This is a genomic window from Phenylobacterium sp. (assembly GCF_025934275.1).
GTDB lineage: Bacteria > Pseudomonadota > Alphaproteobacteria > Caulobacterales > Caulobacteraceae > Phenylobacterium.
The window spans coordinates 1-25,646 of record NZ_JAICYI010000054.1; the positions used below are offsets into that span (position 1 = coordinate 1).

24 protein-coding genes are annotated in these 25,646 nt (G+C 70.7%); 16 read left to right on the forward strand and 8 right to left on the reverse strand.

The window, feature by feature from the left end; genetic code table 11:
• The 6 genes from Q0W60_RS13485 to Q0W60_RS13510 all read left to right on the forward strand — a co-directional run.
• Positions 1–579: fasciclin domain-containing protein (locus tag Q0W60_RS13485; protein ID WP_297696434.1), on the forward strand; the 579-nt coding region annotated here is incomplete at its 5' end.
• A 57-nt stretch (positions 580–636) separates the two neighbouring features.
• Complete coding sequence (locus tag Q0W60_RS13490; RefSeq protein ID WP_297696435.1) at positions 637–990, forward strand: hypothetical protein; 354 nt, start codon at positions 637–639, stop codon at positions 988–990.
• A gap of 89 nt (positions 991–1,079) precedes the next feature.
• A complete protein-coding gene (locus tag Q0W60_RS13495) occupies positions 1,080–1,979 on the forward strand; it encodes a glycine--tRNA ligase subunit alpha (RefSeq protein WP_297696437.1) in 900 nt (299 codons plus the stop codon).
• A 106-nt stretch (positions 1,980–2,085) separates the two neighbouring features.
• On the forward strand, positions 2,086–4,095 hold the full coding sequence (gene glyS, locus Q0W60_RS13500; protein WP_297696439.1) for a glycine--tRNA ligase subunit beta: 2,010 nt from the start codon (positions 2,086–2,088) through the stop codon (positions 4,093–4,095).
• Positions 4,096–4,100: 5 nt separating this feature from the next.
• Positions 4,101–6,794 carry a pyruvate, phosphate dikinase gene (gene ppdK, locus Q0W60_RS13505; protein ID WP_297696478.1) on the forward strand — a complete coding sequence of 898 codons (2,694 nt, stop codon included), beginning with the start codon at positions 4,101–4,103 and terminating at the stop codon, positions 6,792–6,794.
• Positions 6,795–6,800: 6 nt separating this feature from the next.
• The gene (locus tag Q0W60_RS13510; protein ID WP_297696441.1) at positions 6,801–7,328 is read left to right on the forward strand and encodes a GNAT family N-acetyltransferase; all 528 of its coding nucleotides are present in this window, start codon (positions 6,801–6,803) and stop codon (positions 7,326–7,328) included.
• On the opposite strand, the gene Q0W60_RS13515 is transcribed toward Q0W60_RS13510, so the two are convergent.
• Together Q0W60_RS13515 and Q0W60_RS13520 are read right to left on the reverse strand one after the other, a co-directional pair.
• The gene (locus Q0W60_RS13515; RefSeq protein WP_297696443.1) at positions 7,297–8,745 is read right to left on the reverse strand and encodes a hypothetical protein; all 1,449 of its coding nucleotides are present in this window, start codon (positions 8,743–8,745) and stop codon (positions 7,297–7,299) included. The genes Q0W60_RS13510 and Q0W60_RS13515 overlap by 32 nt on opposite strands.
• Complete coding sequence (locus tag Q0W60_RS13520) at positions 8,735–9,316, reverse strand: hypothetical protein (protein WP_297696445.1); 582 nt, start codon at positions 9,314–9,316, stop codon at positions 8,735–8,737. The genes Q0W60_RS13515 and Q0W60_RS13520 overlap by 11 nt, the downstream gene beginning before the upstream one ends.
• A gap of 149 nt (positions 9,317–9,465) precedes the next feature.
• On the opposite strand from Q0W60_RS13520, the gene Q0W60_RS13525 reads away from it, so the two are divergent.
• From Q0W60_RS13525 to Q0W60_RS13535, 3 genes are all read left to right on the forward strand, one after another.
• The gene (locus Q0W60_RS13525) at positions 9,466–10,674 is read left to right on the forward strand and encodes a M48 family metalloprotease (RefSeq protein WP_297696447.1); all 1,209 of its coding nucleotides are present in this window, start codon (positions 9,466–9,468) and stop codon (positions 10,672–10,674) included.
• A 231-nt stretch (positions 10,675–10,905) separates the two neighbouring features.
• Entirely contained in the window at positions 10,906–11,172 is a 267-nt protein-coding gene (locus Q0W60_RS13530) for a hypothetical protein (RefSeq protein ID WP_297696449.1), read from the forward strand.
• A gap of 23 nt (positions 11,173–11,195) precedes the next feature.
• A complete protein-coding gene (locus Q0W60_RS13535) occupies positions 11,196–12,548 on the forward strand; it encodes a hypothetical protein (RefSeq protein WP_297696450.1) in 1,353 nt (450 codons plus the stop codon).
• 190 nt (positions 12,549–12,738) lie between these two features.
• On the opposite strand, the gene Q0W60_RS13540 is transcribed toward Q0W60_RS13535, so the two are convergent.
• Positions 12,739–13,182 carry a GNAT family N-acetyltransferase gene (locus Q0W60_RS13540; RefSeq protein ID WP_297696452.1) on the reverse strand — a complete coding sequence of 148 codons (444 nt, stop codon included), beginning with the start codon at positions 13,180–13,182 and terminating at the stop codon, positions 12,739–12,741.
• Position 13,183: 1 nt separating this feature from the next.
• Positions 13,184–14,299 carry a beta-ketoacyl-ACP synthase III gene (locus tag Q0W60_RS13545; RefSeq protein ID WP_297696454.1) on the reverse strand — a complete coding sequence of 372 codons (1,116 nt, stop codon included), beginning with the start codon at positions 14,297–14,299 and terminating at the stop codon, positions 13,184–13,186.
• Between the two features lie 194 nt (positions 14,300–14,493).
• On the opposite strand from Q0W60_RS13545, the gene Q0W60_RS13550 reads away from it, so the two are divergent.
• Together Q0W60_RS13550 and Q0W60_RS13555 are read left to right on the forward strand one after the other, a co-directional pair.
• A complete protein-coding gene (locus Q0W60_RS13550; RefSeq protein ID WP_297696456.1) occupies positions 14,494–15,081 on the forward strand; it encodes an outer membrane beta-barrel protein in 588 nt (195 codons plus the stop codon).
• Between the two features lie 114 nt (positions 15,082–15,195).
• Positions 15,196–16,176 (forward strand): RluA family pseudouridine synthase, encoded by a 981-nt coding sequence (locus Q0W60_RS13555; protein WP_297696458.1) that lies wholly within the window; start codon positions 15,196–15,198, stop codon positions 16,174–16,176.
• A gap of 62 nt (positions 16,177–16,238) precedes the next feature.
• On the opposite strand, the gene Q0W60_RS13560 is transcribed toward Q0W60_RS13555, so the two are convergent.
• Both Q0W60_RS13560 and Q0W60_RS13565 read right to left on the reverse strand, forming a co-directional pair.
• Positions 16,239–17,495, reverse strand: coding sequence for a DUF1501 domain-containing protein (locus Q0W60_RS13560; RefSeq protein WP_297696460.1), 1,257 nt, complete (start codon positions 17,493–17,495; stop codon positions 16,239–16,241).
• Positions 17,492–18,940 carry a DUF1800 family protein gene (locus Q0W60_RS13565; protein WP_297696462.1) on the reverse strand — a complete coding sequence of 483 codons (1,449 nt, stop codon included), beginning with the start codon at positions 18,938–18,940 and terminating at the stop codon, positions 17,492–17,494. Before Q0W60_RS13565 ends, Q0W60_RS13560 begins: the two co-directional genes overlap by 4 nt.
• A gap of 83 nt (positions 18,941–19,023) precedes the next feature.
• Here Q0W60_RS13565 and Q0W60_RS13570 point away from each other — a divergent pair, with 83 nt between their 5' ends.
• The 3 genes from Q0W60_RS13570 (at position 19,024) to Q0W60_RS13580 (ending at position 22,821) form a co-directional block, all read left to right on the forward strand.
• Complete coding sequence (locus tag Q0W60_RS13570; RefSeq protein ID WP_297696464.1) at positions 19,024–19,755, forward strand: ATP12 family protein; 732 nt, start codon at positions 19,024–19,026, stop codon at positions 19,753–19,755.
• 75 nt (positions 19,756–19,830) lie between these two features.
• The gene (locus Q0W60_RS13575; protein ID WP_297696466.1) at positions 19,831–21,363 is read left to right on the forward strand and encodes an acyl-CoA carboxylase subunit beta; all 1,533 of its coding nucleotides are present in this window, start codon (positions 19,831–19,833) and stop codon (positions 21,361–21,363) included.
• A gap of 93 nt (positions 21,364–21,456) precedes the next feature.
• Positions 21,457–22,821: a BON domain-containing protein gene (locus tag Q0W60_RS13580; RefSeq protein WP_297696468.1), complete on the forward strand. Its 1,365-nt coding sequence runs from the start codon at positions 21,457–21,459 to the stop codon at positions 22,819–22,821.
• A 133-nt stretch (positions 22,822–22,954) separates the two neighbouring features.
• Here the strand turns inward: Q0W60_RS13580 and Q0W60_RS13585 are convergent, their stop codons facing one another.
• Positions 22,955–23,752, reverse strand: coding sequence for a phytanoyl-CoA dioxygenase family protein (locus Q0W60_RS13585; protein WP_297696470.1), 798 nt, complete (start codon positions 23,750–23,752; stop codon positions 22,955–22,957).
• 108 nt (positions 23,753–23,860) lie between these two features.
• Between Q0W60_RS13585 and Q0W60_RS13590 the strand changes: the two genes are divergently transcribed.
• Complete coding sequence (locus Q0W60_RS13590) at positions 23,861–24,679, forward strand: aminoglycoside phosphotransferase family protein (protein WP_297696472.1); 819 nt, start codon at positions 23,861–23,863, stop codon at positions 24,677–24,679.
• 14 nt (positions 24,680–24,693) lie between these two features.
• Here the strand turns inward: Q0W60_RS13590 and msrB are convergent, their stop codons facing one another.
• Positions 24,694–25,188, reverse strand: a complete 495-nt coding sequence (msrB, locus tag Q0W60_RS13595; RefSeq protein ID WP_297696474.1) for a peptide-methionine (R)-S-oxide reductase MsrB — start codon at positions 25,186–25,188, stop codon at positions 24,694–24,696.
• Positions 25,189–25,287: 99 nt separating this feature from the next.
• On the opposite strand from msrB, the gene Q0W60_RS13600 reads away from it, so the two are divergent.
• A partial coding sequence (locus Q0W60_RS13600) for a biotin carboxylase N-terminal domain-containing protein (RefSeq protein WP_297696476.1) occupies positions 25,288–25,646 on the forward strand: 359 nt, incomplete at its 3' end.

Consider the following 25,646-nt stretch of genomic DNA (forward strand, 5'->3'; position numbering starts at 1 on the left):
CCCGCCGCCGCGTCCGCGAGCGCCGCGCCCGTCGTCCCGAGCGGCGACCTGGTCCAGACGCTCGCCGCCTCTGGGCAGTTCAAGACCTTCCTGAAGGCGCTGGACTCCACCAACCTGACGCAGGTCCTGAAGACCCATTCGAACCTGACGGTCTTCGCCCCGACCGATGCGGCGTTCGCCGCCATGCCGCAGGGCGAGCTCAGCCAGCTGATGAACAATCCGACCCAGCTGCAGAAGCTGATGACCCACCAGATCATCAACGCGGTGGTCGACACCAGCAAGTTCAAGAACGCCAAGGGCCCGGTGACCTCGGTGGCCGGCGACCAGATCCTGCTGGACGGCACCGGCCAGCCGCTGAAGGCGGACAACGCCGACATCGTCCAGGCGGACGTGCGCACCTCCAACGGCGTGATCCATGTGGTGGACCACGTGCTGCAGCCGATGTCGCCCGAGGCGATCGCCGCGGCCACAGCCGCCGCCCAGGCCTCCGCCAGCGCTCCGGCGACGGAGGAGAAGCCGGCCGCCGAGGCGGAGACGAAATCTCCTGCGAAGCCATCGGGAACCAAGCGGCGCCGCTGAGAGTAGGAGAGGGCGAACGGGGTGGGGCTTCGGACGCGGCTAGAGGAGTCCTGAGCCATGAACCTGAAGTATCTTGCCGGCGCCGCCGCAGCTTCGCTGCTCGCCGCCGGCGTCGCCTACGCCCAGACCGGAGCGGGCGCGCCCGCCACCGGGACCGGCCCCGCCACCAGCGGCCCTGCGCCCGGCAGCGCGCCGGCCTCGCCGAGCACGACCGACGCCAAGGGGGCCGCCGCCACGACCACCACGACGACGACCACCGAGGCCACCTCGGCCACCAGCGCCGGCGCGAACGCCAGCTTCACCAACATGACGGTGACCAACGGTCCGGTGCCGGACACCCCGGAGAACCGCGCGAAGTACGGCGGCCCGATGTCGCGGGCCGGCAAGCACACCAAGCCCACGGGCAACTGATCCCGCGCGCCGGTTCGGCTTGAAGCCAAGGTCGGCGGGCCCTATAGGTCCGCCGACCTTTTTGCGCCTGCGAAGGCCTGGCCGCCCCGATGCCTGACAAGCCGCTCTCATTTCAGGGTTTGATCCTGAAACTGCACGACTATTGGAGCCGTCAGGGATGCGTGATCCTGCAGCCGCACGATGTGGAGGTGGGGGCCGGCACCCTGCATCCGGCGACCGTGCTGCGCGCCCTCGGGCCCAGACCGTGGCGGGCCGCCTATGTGCAGCCGTCGCGCCGTCCGGCCGACGGCCGCTATGGCGAGAACCCCAACCGGCTGCAGCACTATTACCAGTACCAGGTGATCCTGAAGCCCAACCCGCCCGACCAACAGGAGCTCTATCTGGGCTCCCTGGCGGCGATCGGGCTGGACGCCCGGCTGCACGACATCCGCTTCGTCGAGGACGACTGGGAGAACCCGACGGTCGGGGCCTGGGGCCTCGGCTGGGAGGTCTGGTGCGACGGCATGGAGATCAGCCAGTACACCTACTTCCAGCAGGTTGGGGGCCTCGACGTGCGCCCGGTGGCGGGGGAGATCACCTACGGCCTGGAGCGGCTCGCCATGTACCTTCAGGGCGTCGACCACTTCAGCGAGCTCGCCTTCAACGATCCCGACGGGCCCGCGCCGATGACCTACGGCGAGGTGTTCCTGGAGAACGAGCGCCAGCACTCGGAAGCCAACTTCCATCTTTACGACGTGGAGACGTTGAAGCGGCAGTTCGACGATATGGAGCGGACGGTTCCCGAGCTGCTGAAAGGCCGCGCGCCGCAGGGCCAGGCGACCGTCCTGCCCGCCTACGACCACGTCCTGAAGGCCAGCCACCTTTTCAACCTGATGGACGCCCGCGGCGCGATCGCGGTGGCTGAGCGGCAGAGCTACATCGGCCGCATCCGCGAGCTGACCAAGATGTGCGCCGAGGCCTGGGTGGCGAACGAAGGGGCTGACGCGTGATGCGAGCCGCTGTCGCCGGCGCCGTGATTGCTCTTGGCTTAGCTGGCTACGCACCGGCGCAGCTTAGGGCGCTCGCGCCCACGCCGCTTGAGCCCGTCGATCAGTAATGCCCCAGCTGCTTCTCGAACTCTTTTCCGAGGAGATCCCCGCACGCATGCAGGCGCAGGCGGCGCGCGACCTCGAGCGCATGGCGCGCGAGAGGCTGGCGGCCGAGGGCTTCATCCCCGAGGCGCTGAAGACCTTCGCGGGGCCCAGGCGGCTGACGCTGGTGGCCGAAGGCCTGCCGCTCGCCCAGGCCGACCGCAAGGAAGAGCGCAAGGGGCCGCGCGTCGGCGCGCCGGAACAGGCGATCGAGGGCTTCCTTCGCGCCACGGGGCTGTCGCGCGATCAGCTCGTCGAGCGCGACGGCGCCTATTTCGCCGCCGTCGAGAAGCCCGGCCAGCCGACGCCCGCGATCGCGGCCGAGATCGTGGAGCAGATCGTCCGCAGCTTCCCCTGGCCGAAGTCGATGACCTGGGCGGACGGGAGCTTGCGGTGGGTGCGGCCGCTGCACCGCATCCTGTGCGTCTTCAACCGCGAGGTGGTGCCGTTCCAGATCGAGGGGATCGAGAGCGGCGAGGTCACCCAGGGCCATCGGTTCATGGGCTCAGCGCAGCCGTTCCGGGCGCGCGACTTCGACGAATACCAGGACGGCCTGTCCCGCCACTTCGTGCTGCTCGATCCGGAGGAGCGGAAGTCGGTGATCATGGACGCCGCCCGCACGCTGGCCTTCGCGCGCGGCTTCGAGCTGGTCGAGGACGAGGGCTTGCTGGACGAGGTGGCCGGCCTCGCCGAGTGGCCGACGCCGATCCTCGGCGACATGGATCCCGCGTTCCTCGATCTGCCGCCGGAGGTGATCCGCACCTCCATGCGCGTGCACCAGCGCTACTTCGCCCTGCGCGACGCGCGCTCGGGCTTCCTCGTCCCGCACTTCGTCACCGTCGCCAACATCGAGGCCGAGGACGGCGGCAAGGCGATCGCCGCCGGCAACGCCCGGGTGCTCTCGGCGCGCCTGAACGACGCGCGGTTCTTCTGGGAGGAGGACAGGAAGATCCGCCTGGAGGATCGGCTGCCGAAGCTGAAGGGCGTCACCTTCCACGCCAGGCTTGGGACCATGTACGAGCGGGTCACGCGCATCGAGGCGCTCGCCGCCGAGCTGGCGCGCTTCGTGCGCGACGATGCGCCCACCCGGGAGAAGGCGGTGCTCGCCGCGCGGCTCTGCAAGGCGGACCTGGTTTCCGGCATGGTCGGCGAATTCCCCGAGCTGCAGGGGATCATGGGCGGCTACTACGCCCAGGCCGAGGGGCTGGACCCGGAGGTGGTCGACGCGATCCGCGATCACTACAAGCCGCAGGGGCCGGCCGACGCCGTGCCGGTGCAGGCGGTGGCCGCCGCCGTGGCCCTGGCAGACAAGCTCGACACCCTCGTGAGCTTCTTTTCGATCGGCGAGAAGCCCACCGGCAGCCGCGATCCCTACGCGCTCCGCCGCGCCGCCATCGGCGTGATCCGCATCCTGCTGCAATCGCGCACGCGGCTGCCGCTGAAGAGCTTCGTCTCGGACGAGCTGCTGGCGTTCTTCGCCGATCGGCTGAAGGTGCTGCTGCGCGAGGAGGGCCAGCGGCACGACCTGGTGGATGCGGTGTTCGCGCTTGGCGACGACGACCTGGTGCGAATCGTCAGCCGCGTCAACGCCTTGGACCAGTTCCTTCAGACTGCGGACGGGGCCAACCTGCTCGCGGGCTACAAGCGGGCGGTGAACATCCTCAAGGCCGAGGAAAAGAAGGCGCCGCTGCCCGCGGGCGAGCCCGCCGAGATGAAGGCCGCGCCGCCGGAAGAGGCGGGCCTGATCAACGCCCTGGGCCACGCCGAGCTCGAGATCGGCAAGGCGCTCAAGACCGAGGATTTCGAGGCCGCGATGCGCGAGCTGGCGGCGCTGCGTGCGCTGGTGGACGCGTTTTTCGACAAGGTGCTAGTCAACTCCGAGGTCGCCGCGGAACGCGACAACCGTCTGCGGCTTCTAGCCAAGGTGCGCGACGCCATGGGCCGGGTCGCGGACTTCAGTCAGGTGGCGGGGTGAGCGGGATGCCCGGGACGACGGTGAAGACGCGTTGGGTCTATGCCTTCGGCGGCGGCCGCGCCGAGGGTGACGCCTCGATGCGGAACCTGCTTGGCGGCAAGGGCGCGAACCTCGCCGAGATGTCGGCGCTGGGCCTTCCCGTGCCGCCGGGCTTCACCATCACCACCGAGTGCTGCACCCACTTCTACGAGAACAGCCGCGCCTACCCCGCCGAGCTGGAGGCGCAGGTCGCAGCCGGCCTGCAGCACGTCGAGGCGATCACCAAGAAGCGGTTCGGCGATCCGGCCAATCCGCTGCTGGTCTCGGTCCGCTCCGGCGCGCGCGCCTCGATGCCAGGGATGATGGACACCGTCCTCAACCTCGGCTTGAACGATGCGACCGCCGAAGGGCTGGCCAGGCTCGCGGGCGACCGCCGCTTCGCCTACGACAGCTACCGGCGCTTCATCCAGATGTACTCGAACGTGGTCCTGGGCCTCGACCACCACATGTTCGAGGAGATCCTCGACGAGCATAAGGAGCGGCTCGACGTCGGCGTCGACACCGCGCTCTCCGCCGAGGACTGGGAGGCGGTGGTCGCCGATTACAAGCGGGCCGTCGAGGGCGAGCTCGGCAAACCCTTCCCGCAGGATCCGCACGCCCAGCTCTGGGGCGCGATCGGCGCGGTGTTCGCAAGCTGGATGAACGACCGGGCGAAGTTCTACAGGCGGATGCACGACATCCCGGAAAGCTGGGGCACGGCGGTCACCGTGCAGGCCATGGTGTTCGGCAACATGGGCGAGACCTCGGCCACCGGCGTCGCCTTCACCCGCAACCCTTCGACCGGCGAGCACAAGCTCTACGGCGAGTTCCTGATCAACGCCCAGGGCGAGGACGTGGTGGCCGGCATCCGCACGCCGCAGGCGCTGACGCGCGCCACGCGCGAGGAGATGGGCGAGAAGAACCCCTCGATGGAGGAGGCGCTGCCGGACGTCTTCGCCCAGTTCAAGTCGATCGTGGAGACGCTGGAGCGCCACTACCGCGACATGCAGGACATCGAGTTCACGGTCGAGAAGGGGCGTCTGTACATGCTGCAGACGCGCAACGGCAAGCGCACCGCCAAGGCGGCGCTGAAGGTCGCCGTGGACCTCGCGGCCGAGGGCCTGATCGGCCGGGAAGAGGCGGTGATGCGTGTCGACCCGCAGAGCCTCGATCAGCTGCTGCACCCGACCATCGATCCGGGCAGCCCGCGCGAGGTGATCGCCAACGGCCTGCCGGCCTCGCCGGGCGCGGCCACCGGCAAGGTGGTGTTCACCGCCGAGGAGGCCGAGCGGCTGGGCGGCGCGGGCGAGGCGGTCATCCTGATGCGTGAGGAGACGAGCCCCGAGGACATCCGCGGCATGGACGCGGCGCGCGGCATCGTCACGGCCCGCGGCGGCATGACCAGCCACGCGGCCGTCGTGGCGCGCGGCATGGGCCGGCCGTGCGTGTCCGGCGCCGGGGAGATCCGCATCGACCTCAAGGCTCGCGAGTTCCGCGCCCGCGGCCGGAGCTTCCAGGCGGGCGACATCATCACCATCGACGGATCCACGGGCGAAGTGCTGGCCGGGGCGGTCAAGATGGTCGAGCCGGAGCTGTCCGGCGACTTCGCGACCCTGATGGGCTGGGCGGATGCGGTGCGCCGCCTGAAGGTGCGGGCCAACGCCGAGACCGCGCTCGACGCCAGGACCGCGCGGCAGTTCGGGGCCGAGGGCATCGGGCTCTGCCGCACCGAGCACATGTTCTTCGATCCCGACCGGATCGCCGCCGTCCGGGAGATGATCCTGGCCGACGACGAGGCGGGCCGCCGCGCCGCGCTCGCCAAGATCCTGCCGATGCAGCGCGCCGACTTCGTCGAGCTGTTCCAGATCATGGAGGGGCTGCCGGTGACCATCCGGCTGCTCGACCCGCCGCTGCACGAGTTCCTGCCGCACACCGAGGAGGACGTGGCCGCGGTCGCCGAGGCGACCGGCCTCGACGCCAAGAAACTGCTTCGCCGCGCGCAGGAGCTGCACGAGGTCAACCCCATGCTCGGCCACCGCGGCTGCAGGCTGGGCGTCGCCTATCCCGAAATCTACGAAATGCAGGTGCGCGCGATCATCGAGGCGGCCTGCGAGATCGCCGCCTCGGGCAAGACCGCGCCGATCCCGGAGATCATGCATCCGCTGGTCGCCAAGGGCGAGGAGATGAAGTTCCTCCGCGAACTCACCGACCGCACGGCCAAGGCGGTGATCGAGGAGCGGGGGCGAGCGATCGACTACAAGGTCGGAACGATGATCGAGCTGCCGCGAGCGGCGGTGCGGGCCGACGACCTGGCGCAATACGCGGAGTTCTTCTCGTTCGGCACCAATGACCTGACGCAGACCACCTTCGGGATCAGCCGCGACGATTCCGGCCGGTTCCTGGGCGCCTACCTGGAGAAGGGCATCTTCGAGAAGGACCCGTTCGTCAGCCTCGACACCGAAGGCGTCGGGGATCTGATCCGCATCGCCGAGGATCGCGGGCGCAAGGTCCGGCCCGACGTCAAGCTCGGCATCTGCGGCGAGCACGGCGGCGATCCGGCCTCGATCGCCTTCTGCGAAGAGGTGGGCCTGGATTACGTGAGCTGCTCGGCCTACCGCGTGCCGATCGCCCGCCTCGCCGCCGCCCAGGCCGCCATCGGCGAGCGGGAGAAGGACCGCTAGCGGGAGATGCCGCTCTATCCCGCCGGGCCGGCGGACCTGCCGGCGCTCGCCGCGCTGGTGAACGGCGCCTATCGCGGCGAGAGCTCGCGCCAGGGCTGGACCACCGAGGCCGACCTGATCGGCGGCCAGCGCACGGACGCGGCGAGCCTCGCCGGCGATCTCGCCGCCGACCCGTCCGCGCAATTGCTGGTGCTGCGCGACGCGCCCGACGGCCCGCCGCTGGGCAGCGTCCGGCTGGAGCCCGCAGACGACGCGGCGACCTGGTATCTCGGCATGCTGACGATCCGGCCCGATCTGCAGAACCGCAAGCTCGGGCGCGAGCTGTTGGCCGCCGGCGAGGCGGCGGCGAAGGCGCAGGGCGCGCGGCGCATCCGCATGACGGTGATCTCGGTCCGCGCCGAGCTGATCGCCTGGTACGCGCGGCGCGGATACGCCCCTACCGGGGAGACGCGGCCGTTCCCCTACGGCGATCCGCGGCTGGGCGAGCCCAAGCGCGACGACCTCAGCTTCCTGGTGCTCGAGAAGCGGCTCTGACGTCCCTGGCGGTGGCGGCCGCCAGGAGCGCGTCGAGCGCGTCCGCCCGCTCCGCCGAGCGCTGGTCGAGGATGAGCGCGATCCCGACGGCGATCAGCCAGGCCGCCAGCACGCTCGAGGGGAAGATGTAGCGGGCGTCCGCCGCCGGGGCGGCCACGAACAGCAGCGCCGGATAGGCGTAGACGCCCCCCAGGACAGCGGCGCCCAGCAGCGCCTGCGGCGCCCGGCGCAGCCACAGCGCGCCCACCACGACGACCGCCAGGAGGTAGAGCCAGAACGGCCTGCGCCACAGCTCCGGCGCGCGGCTTTCGATGTAGCCCCCGACCTTCGCCAGCGCCTGCGGATGCGATGGCCGCAAGCCGTACGGATTGGGATCGATCTGCAGGTGCGCGGGATAGAAGACCGCGCCCCGCGCCAAGCCCATCTGCTGCACAAAGACCGCCGCGCGGTGGGCGAGATAACAGCCGAGATGCCGCCTGACGGCGCGGGGCCAGACGCGCTCGACCTCGCCGCCGGCGTCGGATTCCAGGATCCGCGGCTGGCCGGGGACGGCGCGGAATGCAATCTGCAGGTGGCGGGGGTCGTAGGCCTTGCGGATCTGCCGGGGCGAGATCGGCCAGCCGTCGGTGAGCCCCGGCGGCAGCTCGTCGGCATCCGCGCAGGCGGAGATTCCGATCAGGTCGAACTCCTGCGTGCCGGCGAAATTGTGCGCCGAGGGCAGTCTCACCAGGTCCGGCAGGCGCCATTGCGTCGAGCCCCAGGCGAGCGCCAGCCCGAGGACCAATGCGCCGGCCGCGATCCAGCGGGCGCGGGCCGGCGGCGCGGGCTGCAGATAGGGCCGCCAGACCATCAGCGGCGCGATCAGCGCGAGCAGCAGGACGGCGTTGTAGCGCAGCGCCGCGGCCAGCCCGAAGAGCGCCGCGGCGAGCACCCGCGCCGCCGCCGAGCGGCGCTTTGCCGCCAGCAGCCACGCCGCGAGCCCGGCGAGCGTGAAGCTGGCGGTGGTCACGTCGCGCCACTGCGCCATCAGCGTGCCAAGCAGTTCGGGGACGTAGGCGAAGGCCGCGGCGAAGGCCGCCAGCGCCGCCGCCGCCCACAGCCCCCGCCGCAGCATCAGGTTGGCGGCGATCCCGGCCGCGAAGAACAGCAGGAAGGCCTGGACGCCGAACAGCCCCCATACGCCGGCTCCGAGCCGCGCGCTGAGCCAGAACAGGTAGGCGTGCAGCGGCGGCCACAGCATGGTGGCGATCCCGGTCCGCGACTCCTGCCAGGCGTAGAGGCTGTCGTAGGACATCAGCCCGGGCCAGGCGGGCCAGCAGGCGAGGGCGGCGGCGAGCGCGGCGTAGAGCGCGCTTGCGATCCAGCGCGGCTCGCCGGGAAGCGCGGCGGGCGCGGCGATGCGGCCCTCAGAGCTCAAGATGACCCAGCTTGCAGATGGTCTGGCCGTCCGACTTCACGCCATAGGCGTCGAGCGGTCCGGCGACCCTGGAGGTGATCGCCTTCCAACCGGTGATCAGCGATGTGATTGCCGGCATCGCGCGGGGCACGTCGCGGCGCACCATGCCGGTGTCGCCCGCGCCGACGATGCGGAAGTCCTCGTCGACCAGCACGACGCGGCCGATCGGCGCCTGCTGGTCCGGATCCCAGCCCCAGCCCACCACGCGCGCGCCGGCGCGGCCCGATCCGAAGCGGCTCGCCACGCCGTCGGTGTTGCCGACGCAGGCGCCGGTTCGCGGATACGCCTGACGCACATTGCGGCCGATCAGGCCCTGCGCCCAGGCCGGCGGCGGCGGCAGGGGGGCGGGGCTGGCATGGTCGGTGTGGACGGCGGCCCGCCCGGCCCGGGCGTTCTCGTCGAGCACCGCCTGCACGTCAGGCGCGAGCGCGGTGGAGACGCCGGCGGCGGCCGGGTTGCGCCATGCCGGGTCGCCGCAGGCCGCCAGGCTCAGCGCGGCCAGCCCCAGGGCGGCGCCTTCACGCAGGCTCACGCTGTCAGCCGCTCGCTCATGCGTGGAAGCTAGCGGGCTTCGGCTTGCCGAGGCAAACGCGCGCATCGCCGCCTGGGCGCGCGGCAATTCCACGTGACAAGCGCCGCAGTCCGGGGCCTCCTGCCGGCGGGGAAGTCGGGAGGGCGGTGATGGCCCAGGGGTTCGATCCGGTCGCGGCCACCGCGGCCTATCTGGCGCAGCTGCCGCCAGCCCTGCACGAGAAGGCCAAGGCCTACACCCAGGGCGGCCACTGGCTGCTGCTCTGGGGGACGCTGGTCGCGATCCTGGTCGCCTGGATCGTGCTGCGCACCGGGGTGCTGGTGCGGGTCCGCAACGGCGTCGAACGCGGCAAGCCGCGCGTCTGGCTGGCGGTCGTCGCCGTCGCGGTCGTCGACGGCGTCATCGAGCTCATCCTGTCCCTGCCTTGGGACGCCTATGCGCACTGGTGGCGCGAGAGGCTCTATGGCCTGACCGGCCGGCCGTTCGCAGGGTGGCTCTCCCAGCACCTGACCGTGAACCTGATCGGGATCGCCACCACCACGGTCCTGGTGGCGCTTCTCTACTGGCTCGTGCGCCGCGCGCCGCGCACCTGGTGGCTGTGGGGCGGCGTCCTGATCGCCGCCGGCTTCCTGCTGCAGAGCCTGCTTTCGCCAGTGCTGCTGGAGCCGCTGTTCAACACCTACACGCCCGCGCCGCCCGGGCCGGTGCGCGAGGAGGTGGTCGCCATGGCCAAGCAGGTCGGCGTCCCCTACGACAAGATCCTGATCTACAACGGCTCGAAGCAGTCGAACCGCTACACCGCCAATGTCGCGGGCGTCGGATCCACCGCCCGCGTCGCGATGAGCGACGTGATGTTCAAGAAGGACGCCGACCTGGCCGAAGTGCGCGGCGTCGTCGGCCACGAGATGGGCCACTACGTGCACGGCCACATCTACTGGCTGGCGCTGGCCGACGGGTTGATGGCGCTGGTCTCCTTCTTCATCGTCGACCGGACCTTCGGGCTGGTGGCGGGTTGGACGGGCGCGAAGGGCGTGAGCGGGCTCGCCGACCCCGCCGGCCTGCCGGTGGTGTGGATCATCCTGGCGGTCGTCACCCTGATCGGCACGCCCATCCAGAGCTCGGTGACCCGCGCGATCGAAGCGGACGCCGACCAGTTCTCGCTCACCCACTTCAACGAACCGGACGGTCTGGCCAAGGCGCTCGTGAAGACCATCGAGTACCGCTACGATTCACCCTCGCGGCTGGAGGAGATCATCTTCTACGACCACCCCTCCGTCCGGGCCCGGGTGTTGCGCTGCATGCAATGGAAGGCGACGCATCCGCCCAGCAGTTCCTCCCCCGGCCCGCAGGGCGGTTAGGGATTTACATGACCTCCTGTGCGCCGTGCGCGGTCACCGATCGCGCCCCTTATCGCGGATCCCGATCCTAGGGACCATTCGCGCTCCGCCTCTTCCGGGAAGCATCTCCGCCAATTCGCGATTTCGCTCGTCTCTGTTGATTGAGATCAACGAGCAGCTGGCGGAAAGGCGCAAGAAATCAAGACGCGGCTGGAATATTCGCAAGCCGCCGGATTATCTGGAGTGTCGGAGATGACCTTCATTACACTTGATCTCTCCCGCCGCCGCGTGCTCACCGGAGCCGCGACCCTGGCGATGGGCACGATGGTCCTGGGCGCTGCGAGCGCGGCGATGGCGGGACCTGCCAAGAGCTCACAAGCCTCGGTGGAGTATCAGACCCACCCGAAGGCGGGCCACGCCTGCAATACCTGCAGGGACTTCCAGCCGCCCCAATCCTGCAAGTCCGTCGAGGGCACGATCCAGGCTTCCGGCTGGTGCGACAAGTACACCCATTCGTAATCGCAAGCATTGGGGGGCTTCTCATGCAGGTCTTGCGTCGGATTCGATTCACTGCGGTCATGGCGGTCGCGGCGCTGTTCGTGAGCGCCGGATCGGCCATGGCCGTTCCCGCCTTCGCCGTGCAGACGAACAAGGCTTGCCAGGCTTGCCATGTCGGCGGCTTCGGCCCGCAGCTGACGCCCTACGGGCGTGAGTTCAAGCTGCACGGCTACACGGAGCGTGCGAACGACGCCTTCACCCTGCCGTTCTCGGCCATGGCGGTCGCCTCGTACGTCAACACCCAGAAGAACCAGGCGGAGCCGCCCGCCGAGCACTTCTCGACCAACAACAACGCCGCGGTGGACCAGGTGAGCCTGTTCCTCGCCGGCGGATTGGGTTCGCACTTCGGCGGGTTCGTCCAGACCACGTACGACGGGGTCGCACGCGCCTGGACGTGGGACAACCTCGACCTGCGGGCGGTCACCGTCACCCACGTGAAGGACAAGGAGGTCGTCCTCGGCCTCAGCTTCAACAATTCGCCAAGCGTGCAGGACGCCTGGAACACGCTGCCGGCGTGGGGCTTCCCCTTCACGAGCTCGGCGCTCGCTCCGTCGCCGTCGGCCTCCCCGTTGTTCGTCGGCGGCCTCGCGCAGGAAACGCTGGGGCTCACGGCCTATACCTGGATCGACTCCACCTATTATCTCGAACTTGGCGGCTACTGGTCGCCGGGCGCGTCGACCCTGCACCGCCTTGGGGCCGATCCCCTGGACCCGGGCGATATCGACGGGATCGCACCTTACGGCCGGCTGGCCTACCAGAGGACGCTGGCGGACGGTAAGGTCGAGGTCGGCGTCTTCGGCATGCGGACCGACCTCCATCCGGGCCGCGATCGCGACAGCGGCGCCATCGACCGCTACACCGACCTTGGGCTCGACGCCTCCTATCAGAAGGCCCGCGACAACGGCGATGTCATCGCCGTCGACGCCCGCTACCTGCACGAACGCCAGGCGCTCAACGCCACCTGCATCCTGGCCGCGACGCCCGGAGGCGACTGCACCGGCACGCACCTGCAGGACCTGCGGCTGGATGCCTCCTACTATTGGCGCGACAAGATCGGCGCCACGGTCGGTCTGTTCGACACCTGGGGGCCGGCCAATCCCGACCTCTTCCCGGACAACCGCACGTTCAAGCCGGAAAGCAGCGGGGTGACCCTGCAGCTCGACGCCACGCCGTGGGGCGGCGGCAAGAGCCCGCTCGGTCCGCGCTTCAACATGCGGGTGGGCGTGCAGTACACCATCTACGAGCGCTTCAACGGCGCCAGCAAGAACTTCGACGGCGCTGGGGCCAATGCCTCCGACAACAATACCTTGCGGATATTCGCCTGGGCCGCCTACTGACCAGGCGGAGCCGGAGGCAGGGGCTCATCTGCACGGATCGAGGGCGCCGACCGAACCAGGTCGGCGCCCTCAGCGCTGAAGCGAAGCTCCGGAGCGGAGCAGGCGATCGACTGTCGCAGCCTGGTGAGGCTCAGGGTCAGCCCGCGGGCCGGCCGGCCGGCCGGCGACTTGGTCGTGAGGAGGCGCGCCTTCAGGGCCGCCAGACATAGCGGACTTCAGGCTCCTTGTGCTCGTTGCCCCGCCCGTCGGTGAGTTCGGCGAGCACCCAGCCGCGATCCTCATAGAACTTCCGCGCACGGACGTTCCTCTCGAACGTCCAGAGCTGCCGTTCGCGGCGGTCGGCCATGGCGTGGGCCAGGAGCGCCGGCCCGCAGCCCTGCCCCTGGTGATCGGGATGAACGAACAGATGGCTGACCCAGCCGTCGTTGAAGGCGATGTAGCCGACCACCTCGCCGCCGGCTTCAGCCACCCAGGTCCGGTTCTCGCGCATCAGCCGGTCGCGGACGAACCGCAGGTTCTCCTCGGCCGTGTGCCGCGGCGGCAGAAACGCAGCCCGACGATGGATCACCGATATGGCGCCGGCGTCCTCGAGCGTGGCCGGCCGAAGGATCACCGGAGGCGGGGTCGAAAGCAACTCACCGCCTGCGGACGAACACCGTGCCCGCGGAATAGCCGGCGCCGAACGAGCAGATGAGGCCGCTCTCGCCGGCCGCGAAGTCGTCGTTGGCCTTGTGGAAGGCGATGATCGAGCCGGCCGAGGAGGTGTTGGCGAACTCGTCAAGGATGATGACGTTCTCGCCGGGCTCGGGCTCGCGGCCGAGCACGCGCCGGCCGATCAGCTCGTTCATGTTGATGTTCGCCTGGTGCAGCCACAGCCGCTTCAGCCTGGCGGTCTCGATCCCAAGGTCGGCCGCATGCGCCAGGATCATCTCGGAGACCATCGGCACCACCTCGCGGAACACCTTGCGGCCCTCCTGCACGAACAGCTTGTCGGTCGCGCCGATGCCCTCCGGCGCGCAGCGGTTCAGGAAGCCGAAGTTGTTGCGGATGTTGTTGGAGAACTGGGTCTTCAGCCGCGCGCCGAGAATCTCCCAGCCGTCGCGCGCCTGGTCCTCGCGCTCGAGGATCACCGCCGTCGCCACGTCGCCGAAGATGAAGTGGCTGTCGCGGTCGCGGAAATTGAGATGGCCCGAGCAGATCTCCGGATTGACCATCAGCACGGCTCCGGCCGAGCCCGCGGCGATGAAGTCGGCGGCGGTCTTGATGCCGAACGTCGCCGAGGAGCAGGCGACGTTCATGTCGAAGGCGAAGCCCCCGATCCCCAGGGCCTGCTGCACCTCGATGGCCATGGCCGGATAGGCCCGCTGCATGTTGGAGGCGGCGCAGATCACCGCGCCGATCTCGCTGGCCGGCTTGCCCCAGCGGGCCAGCGCATCCCTGGCCGCCTCGACGGCGATCTCCGCCAGCACCGAAAGCTCGTCGTTCGACCGCTCGGGGATGATCGGGCGCATCAGCTCGGGATCGACGAGGCCGCGCTTGTCGACCACGAACCGCGACTTGATCCCCGAGGCCTTCTCGATGAACTCCACCGACGACGGCTGCAAGGCCTCGGCCTCGCCGGCCGCGATGGCCTCCGCGTTGGCCTCGTTGAAGCGCTGCACATAGGCGTTGAAGGTCGCCACAAGTTCGGCGTTCGAGAGGCTGTGGGGCGGGGCGTAGAGTCCCGTGGCGGCGATCACGGCTTGCGGCAACGGGGGCCCTCCGGCTGGCTGGGCGAGTGATAGCACGCGCTGACGCAGGCGCCGCAAGCGATGTGGCCGCACGGCCACAGGTCGGGCCCCAACACAGCTCGGCCGCAGAACCAACACAGCCCCGCCGGTGTTTGTCGCCCACCTGCGGGAGGCTCTGGGGGAGCTGTTCGCGCCCAAGTAGGAGTTCCAACGATATGAAATCTCTCATGGCTGCGGCGGCTTCCGCCGCCGTCTTCGGCGCCGCCGTGCCCGGTCTCGCCGCGGCCCAGACCGCCGCCGCCCCGACCGGCTTCTACGCCAACCTCGGCTACGCCGACATCCACACGTCCGGCCAGAACCTGGGCGCCATCGGCGGTCGGCTCGGCTACCGGTTCAACAACTGGCTGGGCGTCGAGGGCGAGCTCGGCGGCGGCGTCAAGAGCGACAACTTCTCCACCACGATCGGCGGCGTCCCGGTGACCGGCAAGACCAAGCTGTCCGATGCCGAGGCCGGCTATGTCGTGGGCTTCCTGCCGCTGTCGCCGCAATGGGACGTGCTGGGGCGCATCGGCTACGGCCACAGCAAGATCAAGGTCGAGGACGTCGCCGTGGGCGGCGTCGCCGGCCCGGTGAGCGGGCTCTCGGCTTCCGGCAGCGGCGATTCATGGAACTACGGCCTGGGCGCGCAGTGGCATTGGGACGGCGTCAACGGCGTGCGGGGCGACTACACCCGCGAGGAGTTCACCCACGGCGCCAACGGCCACGCCGACGTCTGGTCGATCGCCTTCGACCATCGGTTCTAGGCCCGACAGCGACGCAAAGGAGCAGCCCTCTCCGACCTCGCAGAGGGCTCTCCATGTGCCGCGCCGATCCCGGGACGGGGTGACACGAAGAGGCGCTCCTCGCATAACCCGCCGATGCGCGAGGTCCGCACCATCACCGTCGGCGCGGCCGAGGCGGGCGTGCGGCTCGACCGCTGGTTCCGGAGGCGCTGGCCGCACCTCACCCAGGGCCAGCTCGCCCGGCTGATCCGCTCCGGCCAGGTGCGGGTGAACGGCGGTCGCGCCAGGCCCGACACCCGCCTGGACGCCGGCGTTCAGGTGCGCGTGCCGCCGCTCCCCGACCGGCCGCCCGAGGCAGCGCGGGACGGCCTCGATCCGCGCGACGCCGCCTATGCGAAGTCTCTGGTGATCTACGAGGACGAGGAGGTGCTGGCGCTGAACAAGCCCTCCGGCCTGGCCGTGCAGGGCGGCACCAAGACCACCCGCCACGTTGACCGGCTGCTGTCCGCCTGGGGAGAGGGGATCGAGCGGCCGAGGCTCGTCCACCGGCTGGACCGCGACACCTCCGGCGTGCTGGTGCTCGGCAAGACGCCGGCCGCCGCGGCCAGGCTCGCCGGCGCCTTCGCCCGGCGTCGGACGGAGAAGACCTACTGGGCGCTGGTCGCGGGCCTGCCGAAACCGGCGGAAGGGGTGCTCGAGCTGCCGCTCGCCAAGAAGGGCGTCGGCGACCGCGAGATGATGGTCCCGGCCGAGCCCAAGGACCCCCGCGCCGAGAGCGCCGAGACCGAGTTCGTCACCCTCGCGCGCGCCGCCGACAAGGTCGCCTGGATGGCGCTGTGGCCGCACACCGGGCGCACCCACCAGCTGCGCGCCCACATGCTGGCGATCGGCCACCCGATCCTCGGCGATCCCAAGTACCGGACCGAGGCCTCCGACGCGCTCTCCGGGGGACTGAAGCTGCAGCTGCACGCCCGGCGGCTGGTGCTGCCGCATCCCTCGCGCGGGACGCTCATGCTCGAGGCCCCGATCAGCCCCGAGCTCAAGGCCGGCTTCGAGGGGTTCGGCTTCGACGAGCACGAAGCCGATCCCGAACCCTTCGCGCGCCGCCGGCGATAATCGGCCGCGGGCGACGCGGAAGGACTCGGATCTTCGCGCTTTTCCGCGCTTCCGCGGTTGTCCTAAACCAGGCCGGTCACTGGCCTTGTCGCGGCGCTGTCGGGGAAGATCGTCTGGTCGAGCGCGGCGCGGTCGACGCCGAGGTGCTCGGCCAGAACGCCCTTGAACAGGCCGCGCATGTCGAGGGTGGGGGCGAGGTCGCGGTTCTCGAACAGCGTCGAGGGCTTAAGGGTCGGCCAGTCGCCGACGATGCCGCCCGTCTTCAGCGCGCCGCCGAGCAGCAGCGCCGTCGAGGCGGTGCCATGGTCGGTGCCGCCCGTGCCGTTCACGCGCGCGGTGCGGCCGAACTCGGTGGCGGCGATCACGACAGTGTCCTTCCAGTCCGGACCGAGCCCCTGATGCAGGCCGTCCAGCACCGCATCCAGATAAGCGAGGCGGGCGCCGAGCTGGCCCTGCGCCGCGCCCTCGTTGGCGTGGGTGTCGAAGCCGTCAAGCGAGATGGCGGCGATCTGCGGACCGCCGGGCGCCTTCATGAAGCCGGCGAGGGTCTCGCCGAGCTGGCGGGCCGCCGCCTGGCCCTGCTGCTGCAGGGAGCGCGCCCCGGCGCCGGGCGCCGCCGAAGGCATCATCGCTGCGGCTTCGCCGGCATGGCCGACGCTGGCCATCGCCTGCGCCGCCATCGCCTCGGTGGCGAGGCCGCGCGCCAGCGCCGGGCCGAGCAGGGGATCGTCCTTGTAGAGGTCCTGCAGCAGGGCGGGCAGCCGGGCCGATCCGTCGACCAGGTGGCCGGGCGACCAGGAGGCGTAGGGCGCCTTGCCGCGCAGCACCAGCGGCGCGGTGGGCCCAACCGAGAGCGCGCTGACCTTGCGAGCCCTGGCGAGGGTCTCCACCGTGCGGTTCAGCCAGCCGGAGCTCTCGGCGTAGACCGCCGCGGCGCCGGTCTCCAGCACGTCCTGCGCCTCGAAGTGCGAGCGGGCGCGGTCTGGCGTGGCGACGGCTGGCGCTATCCGCGCCTCGCCCGCCCTCGCGAGGCGCCAGGCGGCCGCGAGCGACGGGTGCAGGGCGAAGGTCCCGTCCAGCTTCAGCGCCTCGTCCCCAAGCGCGATCGGGCCGCGCAGGCCGGCATAGTCCGGATCGCCCAGGGGCGGGGCGACGGTCAGCCCGTCCATGCCGCCGCGGCAGATCACGAACACGAACTTCTTCTTCTCCAGCGCGCCCTCGGACGCGGCGAAGGCCTGGGCGGCCAGGAACTGCAGCGAGACGCCGAACGCGGCGGCCGCGCCGAGCACGTTGCGGCGCGAGGGGGTGATTTGGGTCATCGGCGTTGGAACTCCGGCGACATGAGAAGGAGGGCGAAGCCTTCGGGCCGGCTCTCGGCCCGGGCGACGGCGGCGGCGGTGGCGGGCGAGAGCCGCGCGCCGAGCGCCTCGGCGGCGAGCCGTTTGGGGTCGCGGCCCTGGACGAAGAGGGCGGCGAAGCCCTGTGCGAACTGCATGCGCTTGACGACGGCGTCGGGCGCGGCCCAGGCGCCGGCGTCCTCCGGCCAGCCCTTGGGCGAGCCCGGCGCGAACGGCTTCTGGCCGAGCGCGGTCAGGATCGGCGCGACCTGCTGGATCCCCTGCGGGCTCGCCGCCGCCGCCCGGTAGCTGGAGACCAGGAACTCATAGGGGGTCTTGAACTTCGCGGGATTCGGATTCCAGGCCTCCGGCGCCGCGATCAGCGCCTCGGCGACCTTCGCGAGGTCGCCGCCCGAGCCCATCCAGGCTTTCTCCAGCCTCGCGACCAGCGCCGGCGGCGGCTCGTCGGCGACGAAATGGCGGGCGATCTTGCCGCAGACGAAGCGCGCGGTCTGCGGCTTGGCGGCGAGGTCGGTCAGGATCGCGCCCACCTGCTCGCGTCCGCCCGCCCGGTAGCGCACGCCCATCACGCTGCGCTCGCCGGGCTCGTGTGCTGCGAGCCGGAACACCGGCGCGCCGATCTCCGCCTCGGGACCGCGGAATCCGCCGATCGAGAGCCCGGTCATGGCGCGGGCGAACTCGGTCACGTCGGCCTGAGTGTAGCCGCCGCGCACGCCCACGGTATGCAGCTCCATGATCTCCCGGGCGAGGTTCTCGTTCAGCCCCAGCGTGCGCTGCGCCACGGGCTGCAGGCGCGCGCCCACGCCGCGCCGGCCGATCCCCGCTGCGCGCTGCGCCAGCGGGCTGTCCGGGCCGACCGACTGCACCTGGTCGAGGTAGAGCAGCATCGCCGGGTGGGTCTCGGCGGCGATAAGAAGGTCCTGGAATCGCCCGAAGACGTGCGGTCGGATGGCCTCGGTCTCGAAGGGGCCGACCACGGTGGCGGTCTGCAGCTTGTTCGCGGCGACCGTGAAATGGTTGCTCCAGAACAGGGCCCAGCGTTCGCGGAAGCCGGCCGGCGTGGTGGCGGCGAGCTGGGTCCGCGCCAGGAAGTCGCCGGCGGTGTCCTGGCGCAGCATCTTCTGGGCGAGCTTGACCGGGTCGCGCGCCTCCGCAGCCGTCTGCGGGTCGCCGGCGATCTCACGCTTGGCCATCTGCCGCGACTGCTGGAACTCGCGCAGGTCGGCGATCCGTCGGGCGGCCGTCTCGCCGCCGGTCGGGAACAGGTCGGCGCCCTCGGCGCGGACCTGCGCCTTCAGCCAGCCGCGCGGATCGCGCGTCGCCTCGCCGATCTCGCCCGGCCGCGCGCCGAGGCCGAACCGCGTGGCGGCGATCGCGCCCGCCAGCTCACGATCAGGCATCGCCATGCATCCCCTCCTTGCATCCAGGACGGTTCATATCCATTCCACGTGCGTCGCGCGGCCCTCGGTCGCCATTCGGAATCGAACCCTTGGCCAGAGGTTACCGCGAACCCATTGAAAAACCCCGACGCTTCTACAAGACGGTAGAGGTGGCCGAGCAGGATGGCGGTTTTGCGGTGAGGCTGGACGGCCGGCCGGTGCGCACGCCGAAAGGGGGCCGTCTCGTGCTGCCCACCCGGGCGCTGGCGGATCAGGTGGCCGAGGAGTGGGCGGGACAGGGCGAGCTGCTCGAGCTCCCGCTGATGCACGCCACCCGGCTCGCCAACACCGCCATCGAGGCGGCGCCGTCGGCCAGGAGCGGCACGGCCGAGGTGGTCGCCGGCTACGCGGCCTCCGACCTGCTCTGCTACTGGGCCGAGGCGCCGCAGGCGCTGGTCGAGCGCCAGCAGCATCACTGGGGCCCGGTGCTGGCGTGGATCGAGGCCGAGGCGAAGCTCTCCTTCATCCGCGCCGCCGGCATCGTCCACCAGCCGCAGCCGCAGGCCACCCTGCAGCAGGTGCGGGCGCTCGCGCTCGCGCTCGACGACTTCAGCCTGGTGGGCCTCGCTTTCGGGGCGGCGCTGTTCGGTTCGGCGATCTTGGCGATCGCCCTGCAGCGCGGCTGGCTGACCGGCGAGCAGGCCTTCCAGCTCTCGCACCTGGACGAGAGCTGGCAGGCGGAGAGGTGGGGCCACGACGAGGAGGCGGCCGAGCGGGCCCAGCGCCTGGCCGACGAGGCGCGGATGCTCGAGCGCTGGTTCCGGGCGCTGCGCCCGTCCTGACGCGCCGTTGGGCGAGCTTGCGCGGGCGGCGCCTCGCGACTACGCCTTCGGCGACAGTTCCGTGAAGGGCCAAGCGTGAAAGAGATCCTCGAAGAGCTCGAGAAGCGGCGCGACAACGCCCGCCAGGGCGGCGGCGAGCGGCGCATCCAGACCCAGCACGCCAAGGGCAAGCTCACCGCCCGCGAGCGCATCGACCTCTTGCTCGACGAGGGCTCGTTCGAGGAGTTCGACATGTTCGTCGAGCACCGGGCGACCGACTTCGGCATGGCCGAGCAGAAGATCCCGGGCGACGGCGTGATCACCGGCTGGGGCCGCATCAACGGCCGGGTGGTGTTCGTCTTCTCCAAGGACTTCACGGTGTTCGGCGGCTCGCTCTCCGGCGCGCACGCCCAGAAGATCCTCAAGGTGCAGCGCCAGGCGATGAAGGTGGGCGCGCCGATCATCGGCCTGTTCGACGCCGGGGGCGCGCGCATCCAGGAAGGCGTCGAGAGCCTCGCGGGCTACGCCGACATCTTCCTCGAGAACACCCTGGCGTCTGGTGTCATCCCGCAGATCAGCGTGATCATGGGGCCGTGCGCCGGAGGTGACGTCTATTCGCCGGCCATCACCGACTTCATCTTCATGGTGAAGGACACCTCCTACATGTACGTGACCGGCCCCGACGTGGTGAAGACCGTCACCCACGAGGAGGTCAGCCACGAGGAGCTCGGCGGCTATCGCGTGCATGCCCTGAAATCCGGCGTCGCCGACGGCGCCTTCGAGAACGACCTTGAGGCGCTGACCCAGGTCCGCCGGCTGGTCGACTTCCTGCCCGGCTGCAACCGCGAGAAGCCGCCGGTCCGCGAAAGCTTCGACGAGCCCTATCGCGAGGAGCCCTCGCTCGACACCCTGGTGCCGGCCAATCCGAACAAGCCCTACGACATGAAGGAGCTCATCCTGAAGGTCGTCGACGAGGCGGATTTCCTAGAGATTTCGCCGGACTACGCCAAGAACATCATCGTCGGGTTCGCGCGGCTTGACGGCCAGCCGGTGGGCGTTGTGGCCAACCAGCCGCAGGTCCTGGCGGGCGTGCTCGACATCGACGCCAGCCGCAAGGCGGCGCGCTTCGTGCGCTTCTGCGATGCCTTCTCGATCCCGCTGATCACCTTCGTCGACGTGCCGGGCTTCATGCCGGGGACCAGGCAGGAGCAGGGCGGCCTGATCCGCCACGGCGCCAAGCTGCTGTTCGCCTTCGCCGAGGCGACGGTGCCGAAGATCACGGTCATCACCCGCAAGGCCTACGGCGGGGCCTACGACGTGATGAGCTCCAAGCACATCCGCGGCGACATCAACTACGCCTGGCCGACCGCGGAGATCGCGGTGATGGGGTCGAAGGGCGCGGTGGAGATCATCTTCCGCTCGCAGATCGGCGATCCCGAGGCGATCGCGGCGCGCGAGGCCGAGTACAAGGCCCGCTTCGCCAATCCGTTCGTCGCCGCCTCGCGCGGCTACGTCGACGACGTGATCATGCCGCACGGCACCCGCCGCCGCGTCGTCAAGGCCCTGAAGAACCTCGCCGGCAAAGAGCTCACCAATCCCTGGAAGAAGCACGACAACATTCCGCTTTAGCCGCCGCGAACGCCGGAACAACGCGCGCAAGGCCCCGGTTGTGCGAGCAGGGTCGCAGAGGCCCATGCCTTCACCTTTCCGGGAGATTCCCCAATGGCCGACAGATGGATGGACGAGCGTGACCGCCGGTGGCGGGAGCGCGACTGGCGGCGGTCCGAAGACTATGGCCGCGGCGAGGACGAACGCCGCTTCGAGGGCGGCGAGGATCGTAGCTGGAGCCACTCCGACGACGAAGACCGCAGGCGCTTCGAGGCCCGCCGCAGCGGCCCCGACCGCGACCGGGTGTTCGGCGAGCGCGAGACCGGCATGGGCTATGGCGGCGAGGACTGGTCGCAGGGCCGCGGCGCCTATGGCGGGACGCGCGCCAGCGGCGGCGCCTCCGGCGCGGGCGGCCGCTACGGCGCGGGCGAAGGCTACCGGCCTGGCCGCAGCGGCGCCTATCGCGGCGAGGGCGAGCGCTCAGCGGGTCGCGGCGGCGGCTCCGACTGGCGCTCCGGCGGCTGGCAGGACCGCGACTACGGCGGTGTGAGCCCGGCCATGGAGCATGACGAGTATGATCTCGAGCGCCGGGCCGAGCGCTACGAGCGCGACCACGGCTACGGCGAGGGCGGCGACCGCGAGCGCTCCGGCGGCGGCCGCTACTACGGCGACGCCGGCCGCGAGGCGATCTACCGCGAGGAATGGAGCCAGGGCCGGCGCGACTACGGCGAGGCGCCGCGTGGCTATGACGCCGACGAGGCCGAAAGCCGTCGCGGCCGCGGCTCGGAAAACTACTCGCGGCCGACCCCGATGGTGACCGGCGGCGCCGGCGGCTACGGCGACAGCGGGCGCCAGCGCTACCCGGAGGGCCGCTTCGGCCTGCCGCGGGACGAGGGCAGAGACCGGGACCGTTACCGCGGCGATAGCGACCGCACCGAGCGCTTCGAGCGCGGCGGCCGCGAGGCGGGCGACTTCTTCCGCCGCGCCGGCGAGCGGGTCGCCTCCTGGTTCGGCGGCGGCGACACCGGCCGGGAGGAAGAGCGGAGCGACCGCGGCCGCGGCTACCAGGGCATGGGGCCGAAGGGCTACCAGCGCCCGGATGAGCGGATCAACGAGGAGGCGCACGAGCGGCTGACCGACGATCCGTGGCTCGACGCCTCGAACATCTCGGTCTCCGTCTCCAGCGGCGAGGTGACGCTCTCCGGCACGGTGGAGAACCGCGAGGCCAAGCACCGCGCCGAGCGCATCGTCGAGGACGTTTCGGGCGTGCGCCACGTGCAGAACAACCTGCGCATCCAGGAAGGCAATCCGCTCACCACGCCCTCGCGCGGCTATGGCGACAGCGTGCTCGCGCAGCAGATGCGGGAGGCCGACATGGTGGGCAAGACCGGGCCCACTCCCGGCGAGGGCGAGCCACGCAACTCGACATCCAGCCGCACGGGGACTTCGGCGAGCACGGATACCGGCAAGTCGCGGTAGCTGGCTCCTCACCGTGAGGGAGAGGTGGTCCGAAGGACCGGAGGGGGTTTCCGTCGCAGACTCGCAGCTGCGCATTCTGAGCGGAACCCCCCTCGGTCGCTCCTGCGACAGCTCCCCCTGAGGGGGAGCATTGTTAGTACGCGAACGCCCGGTAGCTTTCCTCTTCGCGGGCCGCCTCGGCGCGGCTCTCGAACACCGGGTTGTGGCGCAGCCAGCGGCGGGCGCGCTCGGGCAGGCCGACCAGCACCTCGGCCGGGACACGGATGTTGACCTCCGGCCGGTGCAGCCAGCGGCGCGAGTAGCCCACCACCACCATCGGCCGGGGTGTCGTCGAGCGGTTCGGCGTGCCGCGGTGGATATGGCGCACGTCGCGGATCATCACGTCGCCGCGCCGCATGTAGGCCCTCACCAGCGGGATCTCGCCGCTCTCGATCCGCCGCATGCCGTCGGCTTTGGAGAGCATGTGGGTGCCCGGCGCATACTCCATCGGGCCGGTGTCGTCGGTGACGTCGATCAGCGGGAAGTTCACGGCGAGCTGGTAGGGCGGGGTCTCGACGCCGCTCTCCGGGAACAGCAGCTGGGTGTCGCGGTGCAGGTCCTGGTGCTCGGAGCCGAGCAGGGGGGTGTCGGTGGCGAGCTGGCACATGACGCCGTCGTCTCCCACCAGCGCCTCCACCACCGCCATGACGGCGTCGTTGTCGACGATGCCCGGGTCCGCCCAGACTCCGTGGAACGGCAGCGTGACGTAATAGCGGTGCGGTCCGCGGTTGGGGTTGTCGCCCTCGCGGCTGACGGCGGCGGCCAGCAGCGGCCCGAACGCCAGGTTCCAGGCGTCGATGGTCTCCGTCGGGATCAGGCCCTGCAGGACGGTGACGCTGGTCTCGCGCACCTCGTCGACATGCGCGCGGGCTTGGGCGGGCGATAGCTTCATGGGATTTGAGCTTGCTGGGAGGCGGCTGAACGTGGCCTGAAGGGCGTCTTCAGGACCCCGGGAGGCTAGCTCTGCGCCGGCGGCCAAGCTTCGGGGGCGGATCGTCGCATGGAGCTGTCATCCACAGATTTCGAGCCCTGGCTCAGCCGCTGGAATCTCAAGCCCGACGGCGCGCCGATGGTCACCGAGGTCAGCCGCAGCCGGCTCGCGCCGGTGCGCAAGGACGGCGCGCCGGCGATGCTGAAGATCGCCACCGAGCCGGAGGAGCGGCGCGGGGCGGACTTGATGACCTGGTGGGCCGGCGAGGGCGCGGCCCCGGTGCTCGCGCACGAGGGTCCGGCGATCCTGATGCTGCGGGCCGAGGGCGACGACTCGCTGGTGCGGATGGCGCAGGGCGGCGAGGACGATCGGGCGTGCGGGATCATCTGCGCCGCGGCGCTCGCCCTGCACCGCCCAAGATCCGCGCCGCCGCCGGCCTCGCTGCGTCCGCTTGCGCCCTGGTTCGCCGCCTTGGAAGCGGCCGCATCGCAGGGCGGTCGCCTGGAGACCGCCTGGCGCACCGCCGCCGGGCTGCTCGCCCAGCCGCAGGAGGTTGCGGTTCTGCACGGCGACATCCACCACGGCAACATCCTCGATTTCGGGCCGCTCGGTTATCTGGCGATCGATCCGAAGGGGCTGGTGGGCGAACGCGGCTACGACTACGCCAACCTGTTCCGCAATCCGGACGAAGCCGTCGCCCTCGGCCCCGGCCGCCTCGCACGCCGGCTGGAGATCGTCGCCGGCCTGGCGAGGCTCGACCGGCGGCGGCTGTTGCGGTGGATCATCGCCCATGCGGGCCTGTCGACCGCCTGGTTCGCCGAAGACGGAATCGCCTGTCCGATGAACCTTACGGTCATCGACATCGCGCTGGCGATGCTCGAGGGGTGATCGGGCGCGAGGGTCTACGCTGCGCCGGCCGAGGCCTTCAGCGCCGCGTTGTCGCCGCGGCCGAGGGGATCGCGCAGATCGGCGCCCCTGGGCGTGAACTCCAGCGAGACCGAGTTGATGCAGTAGCGCAGGCCGGTGGGCGGCGGCCCGTCGGGGAACACGTGGCCCTGGTGGCTGCCGCAGCGCGCGCAGCGGGTCTCGATGCGCACCATGCCGTAGCTCACGTCGCGCACGGCGGTCACGTGCGCCTCGTCGAACGGCGCCCAGAACGACGGCCAGCCGGTGCCGCTCTCGAACTTCTTGCTGTGCCGGAACAGCGGCAGCCCGCACAGCCGGCAGCCGTAGACCCCGTCCTCCTTCTGGGCCAGGAGGCCGCCGCAGAACGGCGCCTCGGTGCCGTGGTGCAGGAGGACGTCGGCTTCTTCCGGGCTGAGGTCCGCCTCCAGGCGCTTGCGTTCCGCCTCGCTGGGCGGGGTCAGGTCGAAGCCGGATGGGGAGGTCGTGCTCATGGGCGCAAATGTAGGAGCCCCGGGGCCCGCTGGAAACGCCTGGGCGCTGACCCCGCGTGAGAATTGCCAACCCTGCCGGCGGCGTCTAACGCGAAGGTCATGTTTTCCAAGATCCTGATCGCCAATCGCGGCGAGATCGCCGTGCGGATCATCAAGACCTGCCGCCGGATGGGCCTCGCCACCGTGGTGGTCTATTCCGAGGCCGACGCGGATTCCCTGGCCGTCGAGATGGCCGACGAGGCGGTGTTCATCGGCGCGGCGCCCGCCGCACAGTCCTACCTCGACGCCGGCAAGATCATCGACGCCTGCCAGCGGACCGGCGCGGACGCGGTGCACCCGGGCTTCGGCTTCCTCTCCGAGAACGCCACCTTCGCCCGGGCGCTCGAGAGCAACGGCATCGTCTTCATCGGCCCCAATCCGCACGCCATCGAGGCGATGGGCGACAAGATCCAATCGAA